Here is a 21,144-nt window from a genome sequence, read left to right on the forward strand (position 1 = left end):
CCCCGGAGGTCCCTGAAGCCTGCGACAAGAACCTGGGACAAGAGCCTGGGCAGAACCTGGGACAGAAATGAGAAGCCGCCCACGACCCCCAACGGGCCGCGGGCGGCTTCGTCTTGTCGCTTCCTGCTTCTCGTTTCCTACTTCCCGCTTCCTACTTCCTACGCGCTCACGATCCCAGGATCGAAGTCAGGAACTCCCCGGTCCAGCCGAGCAACTCCCGCCCGACCACCGGCTTTCCGCCCACCTTCGCCGTCTTGGGGCGCGGTACGAGGATCTGGTGTGCGGTCGGCTTGATGACCGTGCCCGGGTAGAGGCGCTTGAGCCGCAGCTCCTGGGACTCCCTCAACTCCACCGGCGTGAAGCGGATGTTGGCGCCCTGGAGCACGATGTCACCGACCCCGCAGGCCCGCGCGAGCATCCGCAGCCCCGCCACCAGCAGCAGGTTCTCGACCGGCTCGGGCAACTTGCCGTAGCGGTCGACGAGTTCCTCCCGTACGGCCTTGATGTCGGCCTCGGTGTTCGCGGCAGCGATGGCACGGTAGGCCGCGAGGCGCAGGCGCTCGCCGGGGGCGTAGTCGTGCGGGACGTGGGCGTCGACCGGGAGCTCGATCTTGACCTCCAGCGGCGGCTCCTCCTCCACCCCGCCCTCCAGTGAGGCCCGGTAGTCCGCGACGGCCTCGCCGACCATCCGTACGTAGAGGTCGAAGCCGACTCCCGCGATGTGGCCGGACTGTTCGCCGCCGAGGAGGTTTCCGGCGCCGCGGATCTCGAGGTCCTTCATGGCGACGTACATGCCCGCGCCCATCTCGGTGTGCTGGGCGATGGTCGCGAGCCGCTCGTGGGCGGTCTCGGTCAGGGGCTTCTCCGGGGGATAGAGGAAGTACGCGTAACCGCGCTCCCTGCCACGCCCAACTCGCCCGCGCAGCTGGTGGAGTTGGGAAAGGCCGAAGTTGTCTCCGCGCTCCACGATGAGGGTGTTGGCGTTGGAGATGTCGATGCCGGACTCGACGATCGTCGTCGACACCAGGACGTCGTACCGCTTCTCCCAGAAGTCGACGACGACCTGCTCAAGGGCCTGTTCGGACATCTGGCCGTGGGCGGTCGCGATCCGCGCCTCGGGGACGATCTCCCTCAGCCGTGCCGCCGCCCGGTCGATGGACTCGACACGGTTGTGGATGTAGAAGACCTGGCCCTCGCGCAGGAGTTCGCGGCGGATCGCGGCGCCGATCTGCTTCTCCTCGTACGGGCCGACGAAGGTCAGCACCGGGTGGCGTTCCTCCGGCGGGGTGGTGATCGTCGACATCTCACGGATGCCGGTGACCGCCATTTCGAGCGTACGGGGGATGGGCGTCGCGGACATGGTCAGCACGTCGACGTTGGCGCGCAGCTTCTTCAGCTGTTCCTTGTGCTCGACGCCGAACCGCTGTTCCTCGTCGACGATGACGAGCCCGAGGTCCTTGAACTTGGTCTCGGCGGAGAAGAGTCGGTGGGTGCCGATGACGACGTCGACGGAGCCCTCGCGCAGGCCCTCCAGGGTGGCCTTCGCCTCGGTGTCCGACTGGAAACGGCTCAACGCCCTTACGTTGACCGGGAATTGGGAGTAGCGCTCGCCGAAGGTGCCGAAGTGCTGCTGCACGAGGAGAGTTGTGGGGACGAGGACGGCGACCTGCTTGCCGTCCTGGACGGCCTTGAAGGCGGCGCGGACGGCGATCTCCGTCTTGCCGTAGCCGACGTCGCCGCAGATCAGGCGGTCCATCGGGACCGTCTTCTCCATGTCGTCCTTGACCTCGGCGATCGTGGTCAGCTGGTCGGGCGTCTCGACGTACGGGAAGGCGTCCTCCAGCTCGCGCTGCCAGGGCGTGTCGGGCCCGAAGGCGTGCCCGGGGGCCGCCATGCGCGCGCTGTACAGCTTGATCAGGTCGGCGGCGATCTCCTTGACGGCCTTCTTGGCGCGCGCCTTGGTCTTCGTCCAGTCGGCGCCGCCGAGCCGGTGGAGGGTGGGTGACTCGCCGCCGACGTACTTGGTGATCTGTTCCAGCTGGTCGGTGGGAATGTAGAGGCGGTCGCCGGGCTGGCCGCGCTTGGCGGGCGCGTACTCGACGACCAGGTACTCGCGGGTCGCGCCCTGCACGGTCCGCTGGACCATCTCGACGTACCGGCCCACACCGTGCTGCTCGTGCACGATGTAGTCGCCGGTTTCGAGGGTCAGCGGGTCGATGGTCTTGCGGCGCCGGGCGGGCATACGGGCGCCGTCCTTGCCGGCGGCCTTCTGTCCGGTGAGGTCGGTCTCGGTCAGCACGGCGAGCTTCAGCTTCGTGTCGACGAACCCGAAGTCGATCGAGCCGCACGCCACCTGCACGACAGAGGGGGTCAGGGAGGTCAGGTCGGCTTCCAGGCGGGCCGCGATGCCTTCCCCGCCGAGCACCTCGACCGTACGGGCCGCCGGGCCGTGCGCCTCCGTGACGAACACCGTGCGCCAGCCGTCCGCGAGCCAGCCCTTGGTGTCGGCGAGCGCCTTCGCGGTGTCCCCGCGGTAGGTCTCGGGCGCGTGCATGCCCAGCTTGAGCGTGTCCGAGTCCAGTTCCTCGTCGGCGGCGAACGGCGACACCGACCACCACATCATGTCCAGCTCGCGCGCCCGGTCCCGGACGTCGGCGATGGACCACAGGGAGGCCGCGCCGACGTCGATGGGCGCCTCACCGCCGCCCGCGGTGGCCGCCCAGGAGGCCTGGAGGAACTCATGGCTGGTCGCCACCAGGTCGGCGGCCCGTGTCCGCACCCGCTCCGGGTCGCACACGACGGCCATGGACCCCTTGGGCAGGACGTCGAGCAGCAGTTCCATGTCGTCCACGAGCACGGGAGCGAGGGACTCCATGCCCTCCACCGCGATCCCCTCGGCGATCTTGCCGAGCAGTTCACCCAGCTCAGGATGTGCCTCGGCGAGGGCGGCGGCCCGCTCCCGCACCTGGTCGGTGAGCAGCAGCTCGCGGCAGGGCGGCGCCCACAGTCCGTGCGCGGCGACTTCGAGGGAGCGCTGGTCGGCGACCTTGAAGTAGCGGATCTCCTCGATGTCGTCGCCCCAGAACTCCACCCGGAGGGGGTGCTCCTCGGTGGGCGGGAACACGTCGAGGATGCCGCCGCGTACGGCGAACTCGCCCCGCTTCTCGACCAGCTCGACGCGGGAGTACGCGGCGGCGGCCAGCGCCTCGACGACCGCGCCCAGATCGGCGGTCCGACCGGTGCGCAGCGCGACCGGCTCCAGCTCGCCGAGCCCTTTGACCTGCGGCTGGAGTACGGAACGCACGGGGGCCACGACGACCGACACCGGGCCGGTCTCCGGGTCGTCGGGGCGGGGGTGCGTCAGGCGGCGCAGTACGGCGAGGCGGCGGCCCACGGTGTCGCTGCGGGGGGACAGACGCTCGTGCGGGAGGGTCTCCCAGGCCGGGTACTCGGCGACCGTGTCCGGCGGCAGCAGCGTTCTGAGAGCGGCGGCGAGATCCTCGGCCTCACGGCCGGTCGCGGTCACGGCCAGCACCGGGCGCCCGGACTCGCGGGCCAGCGCGGCCACGGCGAAGGGGCGGGCGGCGGGCGGTCCGACCAGGTCGACGTGCATACGGTTGCCGTCGCCGGCGGCCTTGATCGCTTCCGCGAGGGCGGCGTCCTTGACTACGACGTCGAGCAGACCGTGCAGGCTCATGAGGGGCGTATCCCGTCCGGGGTGGGCAACACGAACACCCGACCTCGTACGACGGGCCGGGGAGTCTCCAGCGTACGTCGCCGCGCCCGCCCGCGCCGTGCCTGTGGACAACGCCCGCCCCAGCTGTGTCCGGGGACCGGAAGTATCCCGAAGAGGCCCTCAGGAAGTGGAAGTGCGGCCCTCGGACGGTGAAGCCGTCAGGTGGTGAACTCGTACGGGTCGTACGCGACCATGGCGAGCCTGCCTGGCTCGGTCCACCCCAGCGCGGAGCCGAGCGGGCTGGTGACCGCGCGGTGGCCGATGACCTCGATTCCGGAGCCGGCCGTCCCCATCCACAGGGCACCTTCCTCCGTGGAGGCGAACCAGCACGGCCCGCCGGAATAGGTCCCCCAGACGGTGTTGAAGTTGAAGGCCTGCGGCCGTCCGGTGTCGATGATCAGATTGGCCTGGTCCCTGAGTTCGAACGTCCACCTCTTCCTGTCGAGCGTGTAGTACCAGAGGTTGGAGTCCGACGGCCCGACTGAACAGTTGGCGACGAGCAGCGATCCGTCCCGCAGGCCGAGATCGTTGATGCCGCGCTGTGCACGCGGGTTGAAGACTTGCTGGGACAGGACGTCGCCGGACGGGACCTCCACCACGCAGACGTATCCGTCCTCGGAGCCCGTTACCACCCGGGCCGACCGGGTCGACTCGGTCGCCTTGTCGACGTCGACGGCGTTGATGTCGTGCAGTCCCCACGGGTTCACGGGCTGGGGGTTGCGCAGGTCCACCACGCGCAGGAAGGTGAGCCGGCGCCGCTCCGGGTGGTAGGCCCACACGGAGAGCCGTCCGGTGCTGTGCCCCACCACCAGAGAGTTGGCGCCCACCGCACATCCGCTGGTGGCGGCTCCGAGGGAGGGGTCGTACGCATACGTCCCCACCAGAGCGAGGTTGGTCCAGCGGCCACCGAGTGCGTGCCAGAGCGCCACCGAACCGTCGTCGTTCGACGAGACGAGCGACTTGCCGGGAAGGGCCGCCACCATCCGTACGCCCTGGAACGCCGGGCTGCTGACCGCTTCGCGAATGAGCGGGCCTTCAGTGGTGGACGCGGTGAACTCGAAGACGCTCATGCTGCCGTCCCAGCGGCCCACGGCGAAGTGCCCGGAGTCCAGCCAGGCCAGGGACTGGGCCATGCTGTAGCGGACGCCACTGGACGTGATGGGCAGGTCGGCTCCGGCTCCCGGCCCGACGAGTTCCTGACGCGAGCGCAGCACGGCCGGTGTGGGCTGCGCCGCGGGCACTGAGCTCTCCATGAAGACCTCCGGACCTGGTAGGAGTACGGGTGCAGGTCCCGCGGCGGATGCCAGGCCCGACGGAGTCATCCCCACCAGAACGCCCGCCGCGACGGCTCCCCCCTTGAGAAGCCCTCGCCGCCCGACCTGCCCCGCCGGTTCCCGTGCCCCGTCAACCGCGCTGTCATCCATGGTCGCCCCCTGATCGCAGAAATGGCCGATAGCCGCAGGGCATATTTCATCACGAACCGGCGTCGAGTATCTCGGATACTTCCCGTACGAAATCCACGAGGCGGGGTCCCCAGCGCGAGCAGAGATCACCGTTCAGCTCCACGACCTTGCCCTCACGCACAGCACTGATCTTGTGCCAGCCAGCCCGGGCCCGAACCGTCTCCAGGGTCTGCCCGTCCACCAGGAAGATCATGCCGGGGTCGGCAGATATGATCTCGGCCGCTTTGAGAGTCGGGTAGCCGTTCCCTGCTTCCTCGTACTGATCCGCGATATTCTCGAGACCGAAGAGAGAGTATATCGACCCAGCGAACGTCCTGGAGGTGAGGGAGATGTAGTTGCTGTCGACCTCGTGATAGTAACTAGATTTCCCATCCCTCCCCCCTTTCCCCTCACCCTCCGCCTCCTTCCGTACCGCATCCGCTTCTGCCACGATCTCGTCGATTTTTGATTTCATCGAACCGACGACCTTTCGCGCCTCGTTCGAGCGGTCCACTTTGTCTCCCAAATCCTGGATCGCCAAATAGGCGCCTTCGAGGTCTCGCGGGGCGGAGTCGACGAGAACGTCGACCTTCCGCTCCCGGAGATCCGTGACAGCCTCCTCCCCCTCCGGCCCTTGGTATCCGGGCACGATCACCAGATCCGGCTCGTACGCCATGACATCCTTGACCTCCGGACTCGCTCCATCGAGATCCTGGTCCTTCTTTTTCCGCGCGGCCTCCGGGTAATCAGAATAAGGGTCGACAGCGACCACATCCACGCCAGCTCCCAGAGAGTACAGAATTTCCGTCGCAGAGGGCGAGAGCGAGACAATGCGCAGCCGGTCCTCGGTTCGAATGAAGTCGATCGATCCAATCCATTCGAGTACCAGGAAGACAGCGACGCACAATAAAATCGGCACGCCTGCCACTTTAATCAAATGCTTCATACCACTTTCCCTCTCCGCGATGCCCCGGTCCGGTAGTTCAGCGCTCCCGCACTCCGCCCTTCGCCGACCACGTGAACCGCTCGGGCAACTGGGTGTCTCCGGTTATTCGCTTCACCGACTTCAGTTGCTCGATCGTGAGGCCCTTTGCTCCGGTCAGGTCCGCCCCCGCGAGATCCGCCTGATTGAGCTGGGCCCTGGTGAACGTGGCGAGCTTGAGATTCGCACCTTCCAAGTGAGCACCGGAAAGTACCGCTCCCGTGAAATCGGCGCGGACGGCCCGCGACTTCTCCAAGTGCGCGTCGTTCAGCTGGGCCCCGACCAGGTGCGCCTTCACCAGAGTGGCGTCGCGCATGCGGGCGCCGCCGAGCTTGGCGTCCGTCAGATACGCACCCCCGAGGCCGGCCCCGTTGAGCTTCGCCCCGTCGAGAACCGCTCCGCACAGCACGGCCCGCACCAGCTTGGCCTCGTCCAGAACCGCCTGCTGGAGGCTGGCTCCGGAGAGGTCGGCGCCGTTCAGCACGGTGCCCTTGAAGTGAACCTTCTTGAGACTCCCGTGGGCGAGCCTGGCACCGGCGAAGTCCGCGCCGTCGAAACGGCGGCCTCCCAGATCCACCCCGGTGAGATTCCTGCCGTGCACATCGACGGGATCCTGGGGCTGGGGGTCGTAACGCCTCCCGACGGCCGTCATCGCCGCCTGGACATCGGCGCGCGGCCGGATGCCCCGCGGCTTCTCACATTCCGTCACCGTTGGCTTCGGCTTCGGCTTCGACTTCGGTGCGGCGGGTGCCTCCTGCCGTACGAAGGCTCCCAGGATCTCCAGTACGACTTTCCGGTACCGCTGGGCGGGATCGTCCCGCTCTTTGGTGAAGGGTTTCGCTATCTGTTCCAGGGAGTGGATTCCGCCGACCCGCCCGACGACGGAGTCCGAGTCGAGCTGGGCCACGGCCGCGCTGTAGTGCTCGGAGAGCACCGTCTCCCGGTCCCGTTTCCCTGCTTCCCTGCTGACGTCCAACCCGACCTGCACGGTGAGATACGAGACCGCCACGGTGGCAAGCCCCAGGACGGCCGCGAAACCCGACAGCATCCTGTCCAACCGCGCACCGGGGACTCGGGCGGCGGGTGGGGATGGAACGGCGGGACCGGGCGTGGGCGCAGGGGCAGGAGCCGGGCTCGGGATCGGAGCAGGCCCAGGAGGTGTTGCCGGTGACGGACCGGGAGGCGGCGCGGGGCTCGGAGCCGCCGGGGGCGGGGCCGGAGAAGCCGGCCCCGGCCGCAGCCACCGCCGTACCGCCCTGAACACCCGTAACCGCGACCAGCGGGCCCCCGTCATCGTGCCCCTCCCCTGTATCGGGTAGGCGACATACCCATGAACCACGCCCCGGATTCCGGGCGCCCAGGGGCGCGCGGAGGCTTCCGCACGCGCTTGCCCAGCAGAACGCGCGCCCCGTACCCACCCGAAGCGCCCGCCTCGACCCCGCCCAGGACAGGAGGCGGCCCCGGTGAGCGTCGAGAACGCTCACCGGGGCCGTCGTTCCCCCGTCTTCCCTCCTGGTCCCCGGTTCTCCTCGGACCAGTCCGTCTAGTCCGTAGCGATAGCGTTCAGCACATTCATCCGCCCCGCCCTGAACGCCGGCACCAGTGCCGCGATCAGGCCCACGAAGGCGGACCCGACGAACACCCCGCCGATCGTCATCCAGGGAATCTCCAGGACCTTCAGGCCCTCCAGGGCGAGCAGTCGCTGGGCCGTCGCGCCCCAGCCCATTCCCAGGCCGAGGCCGAGCAGCGCGCCGAAGAGGGCGATCACCACCGACTCCATGCGGATCATCCGGCGCAGCTGGCGCCGCGACATTCCGATCGCCCGCATCAGGCCGATCTCCCGCGTCCGCTCCACCACCGACAGGGCCAGGGTGTTGACCACACCCAGGACCGCCACCACGATCGCCAGGGCGAGCAGGCCGTAGACCATGTTCAGGAGCTGGCCGATCTGGTCCTTCAGTTCCTGCTTGTAGTCGGTCGTGTCACGGACCTGGTACTGCGGGTAGGGGTCGAAGGCCTTCTTCAGCGCCGCGTACGCCGCCTTCTCCTCACCCTTCTTCGCCGAGGCGAACATCACGCTGTTCGGCGGGACCTTGTCGGCCGGCAGGTACTTCTCCATCGTCGCGATGGACAGGTACTGCGAGCCCTTGTCGATCGCCACGTCGTCGTCCGTGATCGCGGCGACCCTGAGCTTCGCCGTCGAGCCGCCCTTGAAGGCGACGGTCATCGTCTCGCCGACCTTCACCCCGTGGTCCTTGGCGTACCCGGAGCCCACCGACATGGCGTCCTTGCCGTACGCGGCGCTCAGCGTGCCCGAGATCGTGGTGCGGCGCAGGTCGGAGGCGTACGTCGGGTCGGCGGCCGTCAGCTGGGTCTTCTCGGCCCTGCCGTCGGGCGGGGTCAGGGTGACCTCGACCTCCTTGTAGCGGGTGACGTGGGTCAGGCCGGGCGTGCGCTGCATCGCCTGTTCCGCCTGCGGCACGATCCGCTGGTTGCCCTCGACGATGAAGTCCGCGCCGACCGACGCGTCCAGCTCGCTCGTCGCCGAGGCGACCATCGACGAGCCGACCACCGAGAGGCAGGCGACCAGGGCCAGGCCGATCATCAGGGCGGCGCCGGTGGCACCGGTCCGGCGCGGGTTGCGCAGGGCGTTGCGCTCGGCGAGCCGGCCGACGGGGCCGAAGCCTCGCAGCAGTACGGCGCTGAGCACCCGTACGACAGCAGCCGCGAGGAGCGGGCCGATGATGACGAAGCCGAGGAGCGTGAGCACGACGCCCGCGCCGAGGACCAGTGAACCGTCGCTCGCCTTGTCGGCGGTGGCGGCCAGGTAGAGGGCGTAGCCGCCGACGCCTGTCAGAAGCAGGCCGATGAGTCCCCGTACGAGGCCCGCGTGGCCGTCGGCCGGGGTGCCGGCGTCGCGGAGTGCGGCCATCGGCGAGACCTTGCCGGCGCGGCGGGCGGGGAGGTAGGCGGCGAGGACGGTGACGACTACGCCGAGGACCAGGCCGATCACCGGGGTGGCCGCCTTGATGGTGAGGTCGTCGGTGGAGAGGTTCATGCCGGCCATCGACATCAGCTTCATCAGGCCGATCGCGATGCCGACCCCCGCGCCGACACCGAGGATCGATCCGACGAAGCCGAGCAGCAGCGCCTCCACGAGTACGGACCGGTTGACCTGACCGCGGGAGGAGCCGATCGCCCGCATCAGGCCGATCTCGCGGGTCCGCTGGGCGACCAGCATCGAGAAGGTGTTGATGATCAGGAAGATGCCGACCAGGAACGCGATCCCGGCGAAGCCGAGCATGGCGTACTTGATGACGTTCATGAACTCGCCGACGCCCTCACGGTTCTCGTCGGCGAACTCCTTCTGCGTCTGCACCTTGAACGCGCCGCTGTCCGTGAGGGCCCGCGTGACGTTCTGCTTGAGCCTCGTGTCGGTGACCCCGCTCGCCGCCGTGACGTTGAACTGGGTGAACCGGCCGGTGGCGCCGAGGAGTTCGCGCTGCGCGGTGGCGGTGTCCAAGTAGACGACGGCGGCACCGGGGTTGGTCACCTTGAAGGTGGCGATGCCGACGATCCGCGCGGTGATGTCACCGGACTGCGCGATGGTACGGAGCTCGTCACCCATCTTCAGGTGGTGCTTGTCGGCGGTGTCCGCGTCGACCATCACCTCGGTGGGCCCGCGTGGTGCGTGACCGCTGGTGATCTCCATCGAACGCAGCTCGTTGCGCGTCCAGTTGCCCGCGATGGTCGGCGCCCCGGTACTGGACCCCATGTTCTTGTTGTCGCTGTCGACGACGGTCACGTTCATCGACATGACCGCGCCCTCGGCCGACTTGACGCCCTGAGCCTGCTGCACCTTCGCCAGCACGGAGGCCGGCAGCGACTCCGGAACCCCGTTCTGCGGGGTGTCGTCGCTCTTGGCCGCCTTCGGCGACACCGTGACGTCGGGGGAGCTGACCGCGAAGAGTTTGTCGAACGTCGTGTTCATGGTGTCGGTGAAGACGAGGGTCCCGCACACGAACGCCACCGACAGCAGCACGGCCACCGCCGACAGGGCCATCCGGCCCTTGTGCGCGAAGAAGTTGCGCATCGAGGTCTTGAGCACAGTCATGACGTACGCCCCCGCGCGTCGAAGTCGGGGGTCTGGGGGCGTCCCCCAGAAAGGCACAGCATACGGTCGAGAACGCTGTCGGCGGTCGGCCGGAACATCTCGTCGACGATCCGTCCGTCGGCCAGATACAGCACGCGGTCGGCGTACGAGGCTGCCACCGGGTCGTGCGTGACCATCACGATGGTCTGGCCCAGCTCGTCCACCGAGCGGCGCAGGAAGCCCAACACCTCGGCGCCCGCACGGGAGTCGAGGTTTCCGGTCGGCTCGTCACCGAAGATGATCTCGGGCCGCGCGGCCAACGCCCTTGCCACGGCGACGCGTTGCTGCTGACCGCCGGAGAGCTGGTTGGGCCGGTGCTTGAGCCGGTCCGCCAACCCGACGGTCTCGACGACCTGCGCCAGCCAGCCCTTGTCCGGCTTACGGCCCGCGATGTCCATGGGAAGCGTGATGTTCTCCAGCGCGCTGAGCGTCGGCAACAGGTTGAACGCCTGGAAGATGAACCCGATCCGGTCCCGGCGCAGTTGCGTCAGCTTCTTGTCCTTGAGCCCGGTGATCTCGGTGTCGTCGAGGTAGATCTGGCCACTGATCACGGTGTCGAGGCCGGCGAGGCAGTGCATGAGGGTGGACTTGCCGGACCCGGAGGGACCCATGATCGCGGTGAACTGTCCCCGCGCGATATCCACATCCACGGTGTCCAGGGCGACGACGCGGGTCTCACCGGACCCGTACGCCTTCACGACCTGCCGTGCCCGTGCGGCAACGGCCGTACGCCCGCCAGTGCCCCCGTGCCTGGTGATGGTTACAGCCGATGTCACGGTATGTCTCCTAAGTCGGTCAGTGCGGAGAGCGCACTGACACCCTGGCGATGTGTTGCTCTGCATTGCGCCGCATTGCTGTGCGCTGTTCTGCTCTGCTCTGCGTTGCGCTGTGCTGCTCTGCGGTATGTCCATGAGTCTGCTGGTGGGAGGGGGTCCGGGTCTCTGGTGCCCAGCGCAGTCTTCTGCGGGGGAAAACCCCACCCCCGAAGTTCAGGAACGCCGTCCCCAGCGGCATAAAGCCAGGTTAAGGACGGCCCACCCCCGGTCTCGTCCTCCGTCGGGACGAACCCTCCCCGAGCCGTAGTAAGGAGGTACCCCTAGGGGCCGTCCACCCCTCGGTGGAGCGGGTCTCGGGGTTGCCTCCACCCTCCGCCCCGGCCACGCTCCACCCTCCCGCCGCGTGAAGGTCAAGTGGCAGAGTGGTCGCCGGCAGATAGATGCAGGGGGAAAGGAACCCGGTGGACAGCAGCAGCCGCCGTACGAAACCCGCGATACCCGCGACACCCGGCGCGGTGCGGCACGCCGGAACCGAGAAGCGGGGGGCCGTCGTCGCGGCCCTGATGCTCGCGATGGCACTGGCCGCGCTCGACTCCACCATCGTGGCGACCGCCGTACCGCAGATCGTCGGGGACCTCGGCGGCTTCTCCGTCTTCTCCTGGCTGTTCTCGGGCTATCTGCTGGCCGTCACGGTCACCCTCCCGGTGTACGGCAAGCTCTCCGACACCTTCGGCCGCAAGCCGGTGCTCATAGCGGGCGCGGCCCTGTTCCTCCTCGGATCCCTCCTCTGCGCGCTGGCCTGGAACATGGGCGCCCTGATCGCGTTCCGGATCATCCAGGGCCTGGGCGGCGGCGCCCTCCAGGGCACGGTCCAGACACTGGCCGCCGACCTCTACCCACTCGAACAACGCCCCAAGATCCAGGCCAAGTTGTCGACGGTATGGGCGACCGCGGCGGTGGCGGGCCCTGCGGTGGGCGGGGTGCTGGCCGCCTACGCCGGCTGGCGCTGGATCTTCCTCGTCAACCTCCCCGTCGGCGCGGTGGCGATGTGGCTCCTCGCCCGCCACCTCCACGAACCGCAGCGCGACACCTCCGGCCCCCGCCCCCGCATCGACTGGGTGGGCGCGCTGGCGGTGTTCGCGTGCGGCGGCGTACTCCTGACGTCCCTCGTCCAGGGCGGCGTGGCCTGGCCCTGGCTGTCCTGGCCCTCAACCGCCCTCTTCGGTACGGGACTTGCGCTGGTGTTCCTCGTGGTCGTGATCGAACGCCGGGCGGCGGAGCCGATCATCCCAGGGTGGGTGTGGCGGCGCCCCACGATCGCGGCGGTCAACCTGGCGCTGGGCGCGCTGGGCCTGCTGATGGTGGCCCCGACGGTGTTCCTGCCGATGTACGCCCAGTCGGTGCTGGGCCTCGCCCCGATCGCCGCCGGATTCGTGCTGTCCGTATGGACGTTGAGCTGGCCGGTGTCGGCGGCGCTGAGCCAGCACGTCTACCGCAGGATCGGCTTCCGGAACACGGCGATGCTCGGCATCGGCGCGGCGGCCCTGATCCTCCTGGCGTTCCCCTTCCTCCCCTACCCCGGCTCCCCCTGGCAGCCCACGCTCCTGATGTTGCTGCTCGGCGGCGCCCTGGGCCTCTTCCAACTCCCCCTGATAGTGGGCGTCCAGTCGACGGTCGGCTGGTCGGAACGCGGCACGGCGACGGCGTCGGTGCTCTTCTGCCGCCAGACCGGCCAGACGATCGGCGCCGCCCTGTTCGGCGCGGTGGCCAACGGCGTACTCGCGTCCCGGCTGGGCGGCGCGAGCGACCTGGACTCGGTCACCCGGGCGCTGGGCACGGGCGCAGCGCCGGAGGCGACCCGACGGGCCATCGCGGAGGCGGTGCACGCGGTGTACTTCGGGGCGGCGGGTGCGGCGGCGCTGGCGTTCGTGGCGCTGCTGGTACTGGCGCCGCGCCGCTTCCCGGTCCTCGACAGCCCTTAGCCGACGCCCTGCGAGGCGCTCATTCGGCAGCCGCCGCCCGCCCCGTGAGCGTGGTCAGGCTGCTGCGTACGTGGTCCATGTGGGCCTGGACGTCGTCCCACTCCTCGCCGTGCTCCCGCAGCACGCGCTCGGTCTCGCGGGCGATGCGGTCCTCCTGGGCGCGGGCCTCGGTGAGGAGCTCGGCGGCGCGGACACGGGCGTCGTCGTCGCTCCGCCGGACCGATTCCTCGGCCTCCGCGAAGTCCCGCTTCGCCTCGGACAGCGCGGCCTCGGCAGCCGTCACCCGCTCCATGTGCCTTGTTTCCAGGGCGACTTCCCGCTCGGCGGCAAGCCGTTCCTGCTCGGCCCACCGCTCGGCGTACTCCTTCTCCTGCTCGGCGAGCAGCCCGGAGGTCCGCAGCCGCATCTCGCGCAGCGCGGCCAGCGCCTCCCCCCGCCCCTCCTTGACCTCCCGCCGGGCGCCGATCCGGATCTCGTCGGCCTCGGCGCGGGCGGCGAGCAGCCGGTGCCGGGCACGTTCCTCGGCCTCGCCGCGCACGGTCTCGGCGGCGGCGTCCGCCGCCTCCCGCAGGGCGTCCGCGCGGACCTCGGCAGCCTCGATCAGCTGCCGCACCTCGCCGCGCCCCCGCTCCCGCACGGCGCCGGCCTCCTCGACGCCCAACTCCCAGAGCCGCCGGGCGCGTTCACCAAGACTCTCGTACGTCTGCGGGGCGAGCCGCGCGACGGCCTCCTTCAGCCGACCGGACTCCGCCTCCATGTCCCGGGCGAGCACGGTCAGCCGCGCGGCCCGCTCCCAGGCGGAGTCCCGTCCCGCGGAGAGCGCGGCCGCGTAGGCGTCGACCTGGTCGGGACGGTATCCGCGCCCCCGTCCGGCCCCGAAACCGGCCACGAAACCGTGCGACGTCGCTGCGCTGCTCATTACTGCAACCCCTCTCCGCGTACGAAGTAATGATTTCGCGCACATCTTGATGGATTGGGATGAAATGTGCCTAACGCGACACTCCGGGCCGGGTCACGGCCCGTACGACGAAGGGGGCGGGTGGCCGTACGGCCACCCGCCCCCTCCCTGTTGTGCTCAGCGGGTCAAAGCAACCCGTCCCACATCTCCTCCAGCAGCACCGACCACCAGCTCTCCGGGGAGCCGAGCGCCGCCGGGTCGAGGGAGGCGAGCTGGGCCTGGAAGTCGACCGTCCAGCGGCCCGCCTGCTCCTGGTTGAGGCCGTAGCGCAGCCGCCACATACGGCCGAGCAGCGCGAGACAGCGCGCGAACTCGGGCAGCCCCGTGTTCACGAACTGCGGCGGTACGGGTGCTCCGCCCGGCCCCGCCTCCACGGGCACCGCGACGATGTTCGCCGTGCCGTACTGCACACAGATCGCCTTGCCGAAGTCGCTTCCCATGACGAGGTACGACCCGGCGTCCGCCGCCGGCCGCACCCCGCGCTCCTGCGCCAGCTCGGCGAGGGTCGGCACCGGCCGCCCCGGCTGGGCCTGCGCCCAGAAGAACGGCCCCATGTCGGCGGGCAGCCCGGCCACGACCAGGGTGTGCGCCACGATCGGCGGCACCCCCTGCCGCGACACCGCCGCCTGGTCGAACCGGAACACCCCGGGCCCGAACGCGGCGACCATCTCCTGCGCGATGCCCTCCGGGGGGATCGGCGGCGCGGTCTGCACGGGCGGCAGCGGCGTACGCACCGGTCCCGGGCGCGCCGGACCATCCGCCACCTGGTGCAACTCACCTTGGTGCGCGAGGAGTTGGGCCATGCCTTGCTGGCGGCTCGCGTGATCGGTGCCGTAGGGCGCGATGCTGGTGATCCGGGCGTTCGGCCACTGCTCGCGGATCATGCGGGCGCAGTAGGCACCCGGCAGTTCACAGCTCTCCAACTCGGTGTGGAGTTCGAGAACCTGATCCGGCGGAATGTTCATCGCCCGCAGCTCATGGAAGATCTGCCACTCAGGATGCGGCGTCCCGGGCGCGGACCGCCGGATCACCTGCTGCTCGGACCCGTCGGGCGCCCGGTAGCGGAGAACGGCCTGATAGCCGGGCCCGACGGTGGGCTGACCGGGCGGGGGGTAGCCGTAGGAGGGGGGCGGAGGCGGCGGCGCGGAGAGGTTGGGGGCGGGCGGCGGCGGAAAGCCGGGGGCGTGCGCCGCGAGACCGGGGGCCGCCAGGCCGGGAGCGGACTGCCCGCTGGGTGCGGGCATACCGGGGACAGGCGGACCAGCCGGTGCGTGCATGCCAGGTGCCGGCCGGCCACCGGGGGGCGGGGCCATCGCACCGGGGGGCATGCCCGGGGTGCCAGGGCCACTGTAGGCACCCTGAGTACCGGGGGCGCCGGGGAAACCGGGAGCACCCGATGCGCCGGGGGCACCTTGCGAGCCAGGACCACCGTGGGCACCCGGAACGCCCTGAGCGCCGGGGGCGCCAGGAAAACCGGGGGCGCCGGAGCCACCACTGGCAGGAGCCCCGGGTACACCGACGGGCGGGGGCGGCGGCGGGGGCATGCCGGGTCCGCCGACCGGCGGACCGGCCAGCATGGTCTCGGCGCGGTGCACGGCACCGGGGGCCCCAGGGACACCGGGAGCACCGGGAGCACCGGGAGCACCGGGAGCGGACGGTACGCCTGACGCACCGGGTACGCCGGGGGCACCCGGAGGCTGGGGAGCACCCGGGGCGCCCGGCGGCCGAGGCGCGTTGGGGGCGCCGCCCTGATGGGGGTCGGCGAACATGGTCGCGGCCTGGTGGACACCACCCGGAGGGGCACCCCCGGGCGAGTGGGGAACGCCGGGCCGGTTCGGGACGCCAGGGGCACCCGGAGCGCCAGGCGGACCCGGAGGCAACGGAGCGCCCGGCGGATTCGGCGCGCCGGGAGGCTGAGGAGCACCGGCCACGCCAAGCCGACCGGACCCGCCCGGCGCCTGGCCCGCACCCGGGACCCCGGGAGCCGCCGGAGGCTGAGGCGCGTCGGGCCCGGCGGGCCCGGAGAACATCGTCGCGGCCTGATGAACGCCCCCAGGAGGCGCACCCGCAGGCGAGTTGGGAGCACCGGGCGGACGCGGACCGCCACCCGGATACGCGCCGCCAGACCCACCGGCAGCGGCGCCAGAGCCCGGAGCACCAGCCCCCGCCGCACCGTCAACCCCTTCGGCCCCGAGCGCCGACACGAACTGCGTGGGCACATACCCGCCCACGGGACCGGGCCCCGGAGGCAACGGAGGCGACCCGGCTCCCGGACGTGCACCCGGAGTTCCCGGCGTACCCGGTGGAGGCGGGGCGCTCGCGCTCCGGGCGCCGCGCGGCGGCGGCGCCTTGCTGGTCGCCGCGTCGGCGATCTCGCCGGCGTTGTGCGCGAGCGCACGCCCCGGAGGGCCGGCCGGCGCACCGGGCGCACCCTGCGGGTAGCCGTACGAGGGCCCACCCGCCCCCTGCGGATACCCGTAACCCGGGCCCCCCGGACCGCCGTTGAAGGCATCCCGGGAACGCGGCACGTCATCGCGGTCGTCGTCGCCCAGCGGCGGCGCGAACACGGTCGCCGGCAGCGGCACGGAACGGTCCTCGCCCGCGTCCACACTGGTCGTGTCGGTCCCGGTCCAGGGCGTGGCCCCCGGCGGCACCGAGTCCACCGGCCCGCCGCCCGAAGAGGCCGCGGAAACAGAGGGCGACGAGGGCGCGGCCGAATCCGCCCGCCGGTCAGGAATCCCCAGCTTGTCCGCCGCCTCCTGCAACCACTCCGGCGGAGTCAGCAGGAACGACGTCTGGTTCAGGTCTACCCGCGCCGGAAGCGCCGGGACCGCGTCCTCGACGGAGGCCGCACGGCCGTACTGCTCCTCGTACCGGCGGATCACCTCGCCGACCGGCAGGGCGGGCCACAGCGTGGCCTCGCCGCTGTCCCGAGCGAGGACCAGCCGCTGCGCGCCGCCGTCCGAACGCGGACCCTCGGCGCGGTCCTCCGCCCAGACCACGAACCCGAGCTCGAACTCCCGTACCCGCACCTCCCGGTGCTGGTACGACGGCACATCCCCGTTGACCCATTCCTCGGCGCGCTCCTGCGCCTGCGCGAAGGTCACCATCGGTCAGTCACTCCCCCACCGAAGACGCAGAAGATGCCGAAGACGCCTGGGACGGCACCGGCACCGCACGCGCGAAGCCGCCGTCCACCATCAGGTTCGCCACCGTCTCCAGCTCCGGCGGATTGCCCGCGAGCCGGGACAGGAACTGGTCGAAGTCGTCGCCGCACGGCAGCAGCAACCGCTGCACCCGGTCGGCCGGCGGCCACGTCGGATCGACGTCCCGCGCGTCGTCGTACGCGCTGAACCACACCGAACCGAGCCGCTCACCCTTCACCTTCACGGCCAGCAGACCGCCCTGCACGAAGCCGACGCACAGGTAGTCCTTCGTCAGATGATCCCGCAGGCACTTGTTGAGGTACACGAGGTCGTTCACCGCCGCCTCGTCCCGCACCGTGAAGAACGGCTGGTCCAGCAGCAGCCCCAGCTCGGCGTCGAGCGCCGCGCCCACCGGCGCGCACCCGCCCGCCGCCTTCAGGAACGACCGGTACGCCCCCGGCAGCCGGTAGCCGAGGTCCTCCTCGACGCCCTGCACCTGCAACTCGGTCACCGCCACCGCCGACCTCGGCAGCGCGAAGTGCGCGGGCCGCGTCTCCTGCAGGGGCCGCGTCCCGCGCTTGTACTGGTCGACGGCCGACGTCGCGATCCCGCCGTGATGCCGCAGCAACGCCTTCACCTCGACCGGGACGAGCTCGAGCCGCCGCCCGCCGGGTACGTGGTGCCAGGTCCAGCCGTGCGGAGTCGCCACCGACGGAATCGTGTCCCACAGCTCGTGCCCGGACGCGGCGAGCGCCGCGTTCGCCGACACGTAGTCCGTCAGCCGAAGCTCGTCGACGCCGAAGCCCTCGGGCGGCTCGGCGATCTCCGCCACCGCACGCGCGTAGAGCGAGAAGTCCGGATAGCCGTGTTCGTCGATCCGCACCCCTCTCGGATGCCGAGTGGCCCGTACCGGATCCGGGAAGTGCACGACCTGCCCGGCATAGGCCGCGTTCGGCGGCACGGCTCGCTGCCCGAGCCGACCTGTCGTCATGGCGGTTGCCCCCTGCGGCGTCCTGTAAGGCCTGTACATCAGTACGACCAGTACGTCTGTCACATCACGTCACGACACATCACCCCGTCCCGCCTGTCAGCACATCAGTGCGGACAGCAACCCGGACGGTGCTGCGGATCGCGGCTGCCCGACAGCCTATGCGGTACGCCGACACCGGTCACCGGCACCGGCCACCGGCCCCCCGCTTCCGTGACCTGCCGTCACCCTGCCGTGACGGAGCGGCGAAGCCCGGGCGTGTCACACCGCCCCAGCTACCGCACCAGCCACGCCATTTGGCACTCTGGGTCCGCCGAGGGGATGCACGGGGGAGGCAGCGGAGGGGATGACGATCATGAACGCGACACAAACGGGGACAGCGCCAGGAAGGCCGGCAGGACGGCCGACGGAAGACTCCACGGGAACACCGGGGCCAGGAACACCCGGAACACCCGGTACGGCCCACAGACCCGGCGGCGACCCACGAGTCGGCTGGAGCGCCGACGAGACACCCCGCGTCCCCACCCTCCGCCACCGCCGCGACGGCATACTGCCGACCGTCGCCGCCGCCCTCTCCGTACGCGGCGAGACCCTCACCGGCACCGCCGCACGCGGCGACCAGCCACCCGCCCTGCACCCACTCGTCCAGGACTTCCTGGACACCCTCGCCAGCACCCAACGCGACCGGTCCACCGGCCGCTGCGCCGAGGCACTCCTCATATCCCGGCACATCACCGTCGCCGACGAGGCCCGCAGCCGACGCGCCGCCCGCAAACCCATGACCAACGGCGAAGCCCGCAGGACACTCAAACAAGCCAAACTCACCACCCGCCACATCCGCGAGGACGGCGACCCCCTCCACGGCGGTTTCGCCGCACCCTGCCGCTCCTGCACAGCGCTCAGCGCCCACTTCGGCGTCCGCGTAGTCGACTCGTCGGCCACCACCGACTGACGCCCCCACCCCTCCCCCAGGCCCCACCGCACGACGGCGCCGCACCAGGCACACGCTCGCGCCGGTCCATGACCTCGACGATCGAAGGGCAGATGCACACCGACCGCACCTCCACCACCCGCTTCCCCGTGGCCGTCGACGCCGCACTGCGCGCCGCCGGCTGGCAGCCCGGCCGCTGGGACATAAAACTGGCCGAGATCTGGGCCGACACCCTGCGCGGCCACATCTCCCCCGCCGGACACCGCCACGCGGTCTTCCCGGCCGCCGTGGAAGCCTGGGCGGAGTTCGGCGGCCTGCACATCGCACCCCCCGGCACCGGCCGCCAGGTCGCCCCCACCGCCCTGCACCTCGACCCCCTGCACGGCCTCCACATGGCCCGCACCCTCGCCGACCTCGGCCGCGCCCTCGACACCGAGGTCTGCCCCCTCGGCGAGGAACCCGAGACCCAGTCCCTGCTGGCCATCGACACAGAAGGCCGCGTCTACGCCCTCGACCACACCGGCGACTGGTACCTCGGCGCCGACATCGACCAGGCCCTCGCCACACTGGTCACCGGCCTGGAACCCATACGCCTGACTGCGCCCTAGGACTGCTCCAGACTGCTCCCGAACGGCCCTAGGACTGCCCTACGACGCGTTGGACCAGGCCCTGGATCGGAATGACCGCCGACACCCGAAACCCCCCGGCCTCCGTCGGCCCGGACACGAACACCCCGCCCAGCGCGGCAACCCGCTCCTTCATCCCGAGCAGACCGTTGCCACCGGACGGAAACCGCACCGCGGAGGCCGACGACGGCTCGGGCGGCGGCTCGTTCTCCACCTGCATCGCGACCTCGTCACCCCGATGAGCCAGCCGTACGTGCGTCTTCGCACCCGCCGCATGCTTGTGGACGTTCGTCAACGCCTCCTGCACCACCCGGTACGCGGTCTGCTCCACCACCGCGCCGTACAACCGCGCATCCCCCTCGACCGACAGCGCGACGACCATCCCGGCAGCCGCCGACTGCCCGATCAGCTCCTCCAGCTCAGCCAGACAAGGCCCGTCCCCCGCACCATCACCGCCCTGGCCCTGAGCAGCACGGGAAGCAGCCACAGCCGCGGCCACACCCACCGCCGCCAACGGCACGCCCTGCACCCGCCGTTCCAGCCCGTCCCCCGACCGCAGCACCCCGAGCATCTCCCGCAACTCGGTCAACGCCTGCCGCCCCATGTCCCCCACCAGGGCGGCATTCCGCACCGCCTTCTCGGGGTCCTTACGCGCAATGGCCTGCAGCGCCGCGGCATGCACCACCATCAGGCTCACCCTGTGCGCCACGACGTCGTGCATCTCCCGCGCGATACGCGTCCGCTCCTCGTTCCGCGCCCACTCCGCCCGCTCCTCGGCCCGCTCGGCCAGCAGCTGCAGCTCCCGCTCCAGACTGTCGGCCCGCTCCCGGAGACTCTCCATCAGCCGCCGCCGAGCACCCACATACAGCCCGAGAAGCAACGGCGGCGCGGTGACACCCAACGACGTGGTGATGGCGACGACAGGAACCAGCCAGTCCCCGATCTTCAGACTCCCGTCCGCCAGATCCTGATGCGACCGCACGAACGTCACGATGAGCGTCCCCACCATCGCCATCCCGGCCAACGCCCCGATGATCCGCCGGGGCAGCTCGGAGGCGGCGAGCGTGTACAGCCCGACGATGCCCATCAGATAGCCCATCTGGGCCGGCGCGACGGCGATGGACACCAGCACGACGGCGATCGGCCACCGCCGCCGCAACACCAGCACGGACCCGGCGACAAGCCCGAACACGATCCCCGCTGCCAAGGGGATCCCCGAGTCCCTGGCGAACCGGATCCCCTCCGCCGCGCACTCCCCGGCGGACAGCACCGCGAGACCCACGTCAAACGCCGCACTGCGCCACCGGGCCCACCACAACGGCCCGGTCAGGGCCGCGGTGTGGTCTTCCCCCGTAGTGGTCATGCGCCCAGCCTACGGGCGCCACCCCCCGCTTTTCCGGCGAGTTTCGACGACTGGCCTACAC

14 protein-coding genes are annotated in these 21,144 nt (G+C 70.6%); 4 read left to right on the forward strand and 10 right to left on the reverse strand.

From position 1 onward, the window contains the following. Positions 1 to 166 precede the first annotated feature (166 nt). From mfd to G3I71_RS28265, 4 genes are all read right to left on the reverse strand, one after another. Complete coding sequence (gene mfd, locus G3I71_RS28250; RefSeq protein ID WP_164318700.1) at positions 167 to 3,697, reverse strand: transcription-repair coupling factor; 3,531 nt, start codon at positions 3,695 to 3,697, stop codon at positions 167 to 169. A gap of 197 nt (positions 3,698 to 3,894) precedes the next feature. Beyond that, entirely contained in the window at positions 3,895 to 4,989 is a 1,095-nt protein-coding gene (locus G3I71_RS28255; RefSeq protein WP_164318702.1) for a hypothetical protein, read from the reverse strand. 220 nt (positions 4,990 to 5,209) lie between these two features. Next, positions 5,210 to 6,124, reverse strand: a complete 915-nt coding sequence (locus G3I71_RS28260; protein ID WP_164318704.1) for an ABC transporter substrate-binding protein — start codon at positions 6,122 to 6,124, stop codon at positions 5,210 to 5,212. Positions 6,125 to 6,161: 37 nt separating this feature from the next. Then, positions 6,162 to 7,208 carry a pentapeptide repeat-containing protein gene (locus G3I71_RS28265; protein ID WP_203731594.1) on the reverse strand — a complete coding sequence of 349 codons (1,047 nt, stop codon included), beginning with the start codon at positions 7,206 to 7,208 and terminating at the stop codon, positions 6,162 to 6,164. Positions 7,209 to 7,249: 41 nt separating this feature from the next. Here G3I71_RS28265 and G3I71_RS50410 point away from each other — a divergent pair, with 41 nt between their 5' ends. Next, on the forward strand, positions 7,250 to 7,420 hold the full coding sequence (locus G3I71_RS50410; protein ID WP_203731596.1) for a hypothetical protein: 171 nt from the start codon (positions 7,250 to 7,252) through the stop codon (positions 7,418 to 7,420). A 283-nt stretch (positions 7,421 to 7,703) separates the two neighbouring features. On the opposite strand, the gene G3I71_RS28270 is transcribed toward G3I71_RS50410, so the two are convergent. Continuing rightward, positions 7,704 to 10,274, reverse strand: a complete 2,571-nt coding sequence (locus G3I71_RS28270) for an ABC transporter permease (protein WP_164318708.1) — start codon at positions 10,272 to 10,274, stop codon at positions 7,704 to 7,706. After that, on the reverse strand, positions 10,271 to 11,089 hold the full coding sequence (locus tag G3I71_RS28275) for an ABC transporter ATP-binding protein (RefSeq protein ID WP_343243103.1): 819 nt from the start codon (positions 11,087 to 11,089) through the stop codon (positions 10,271 to 10,273). Before G3I71_RS28275 ends, G3I71_RS28270 begins: the two co-directional genes overlap by 4 nt. Before the next feature lie 440 nt (positions 11,090 to 11,529). Between G3I71_RS28275 and G3I71_RS28280 the strand changes: the two genes are divergently transcribed. Then, complete coding sequence (locus G3I71_RS28280) at positions 11,530 to 13,071, forward strand: MFS transporter (RefSeq protein WP_164318710.1); 1,542 nt, start codon at positions 11,530 to 11,532, stop codon at positions 13,069 to 13,071. 19 nt (positions 13,072 to 13,090) lie between these two features. On the opposite strand, the gene G3I71_RS28285 is transcribed toward G3I71_RS28280, so the two are convergent. From G3I71_RS28285 to G3I71_RS28295, 3 genes are all read right to left on the reverse strand, one after another. Next, entirely contained in the window at positions 13,091 to 13,990 is a 900-nt protein-coding gene (locus tag G3I71_RS28285; RefSeq protein WP_164318712.1) for a cellulose-binding protein, read from the reverse strand. A gap of 164 nt (positions 13,991 to 14,154) precedes the next feature. Continuing rightward, complete coding sequence (locus G3I71_RS28290; RefSeq protein ID WP_164318714.1) at positions 14,155 to 17,139, reverse strand: SUKH-4 family immunity protein; 2,985 nt, start codon at positions 17,137 to 17,139, stop codon at positions 14,155 to 14,157. 7 nt (positions 17,140 to 17,146) lie between these two features. Continuing rightward, positions 17,147 to 18,166, reverse strand: a complete 1,020-nt coding sequence (locus tag G3I71_RS28295; protein ID WP_164318716.1) for an SMI1/KNR4 family protein — start codon at positions 18,164 to 18,166, stop codon at positions 17,147 to 17,149. Positions 18,167 to 18,509: 343 nt separating this feature from the next. Here G3I71_RS28295 and G3I71_RS28300 point away from each other — a divergent pair, with 343 nt between their 5' ends. Then, positions 18,510 to 19,115, forward strand: coding sequence for a YwqJ-related putative deaminase (locus G3I71_RS28300; protein ID WP_164318718.1), 606 nt, complete (start codon positions 18,510 to 18,512; stop codon positions 19,113 to 19,115). A gap of 92 nt (positions 19,116 to 19,207) precedes the next feature. After that, positions 19,208 to 19,702 carry an SUKH-3 domain-containing protein gene (locus G3I71_RS28305; protein ID WP_164318805.1) on the forward strand — a complete coding sequence of 165 codons (495 nt, stop codon included), beginning with the start codon at positions 19,208 to 19,210 and terminating at the stop codon, positions 19,700 to 19,702. A gap of 28 nt (positions 19,703 to 19,730) precedes the next feature. Here G3I71_RS28305 and G3I71_RS28310 read toward each other — a convergent pair whose 3' ends face one another. Then, positions 19,731 to 21,083: a sensor histidine kinase gene (locus G3I71_RS28310; RefSeq protein ID WP_164318720.1), complete on the reverse strand. Its 1,353-nt coding sequence runs from the start codon at positions 21,081 to 21,083 to the stop codon at positions 19,731 to 19,733. Positions 21,084 to 21,144 lie beyond the last annotated feature (61 nt).

Origin of the sequence: Streptomyces sp. SID12501, assembly GCF_010550245.1 — a bacterium.
Taxonomy (GTDB): Bacteria; Actinomycetota; Actinomycetes; order Streptomycetales; family Streptomycetaceae; genus Streptomyces.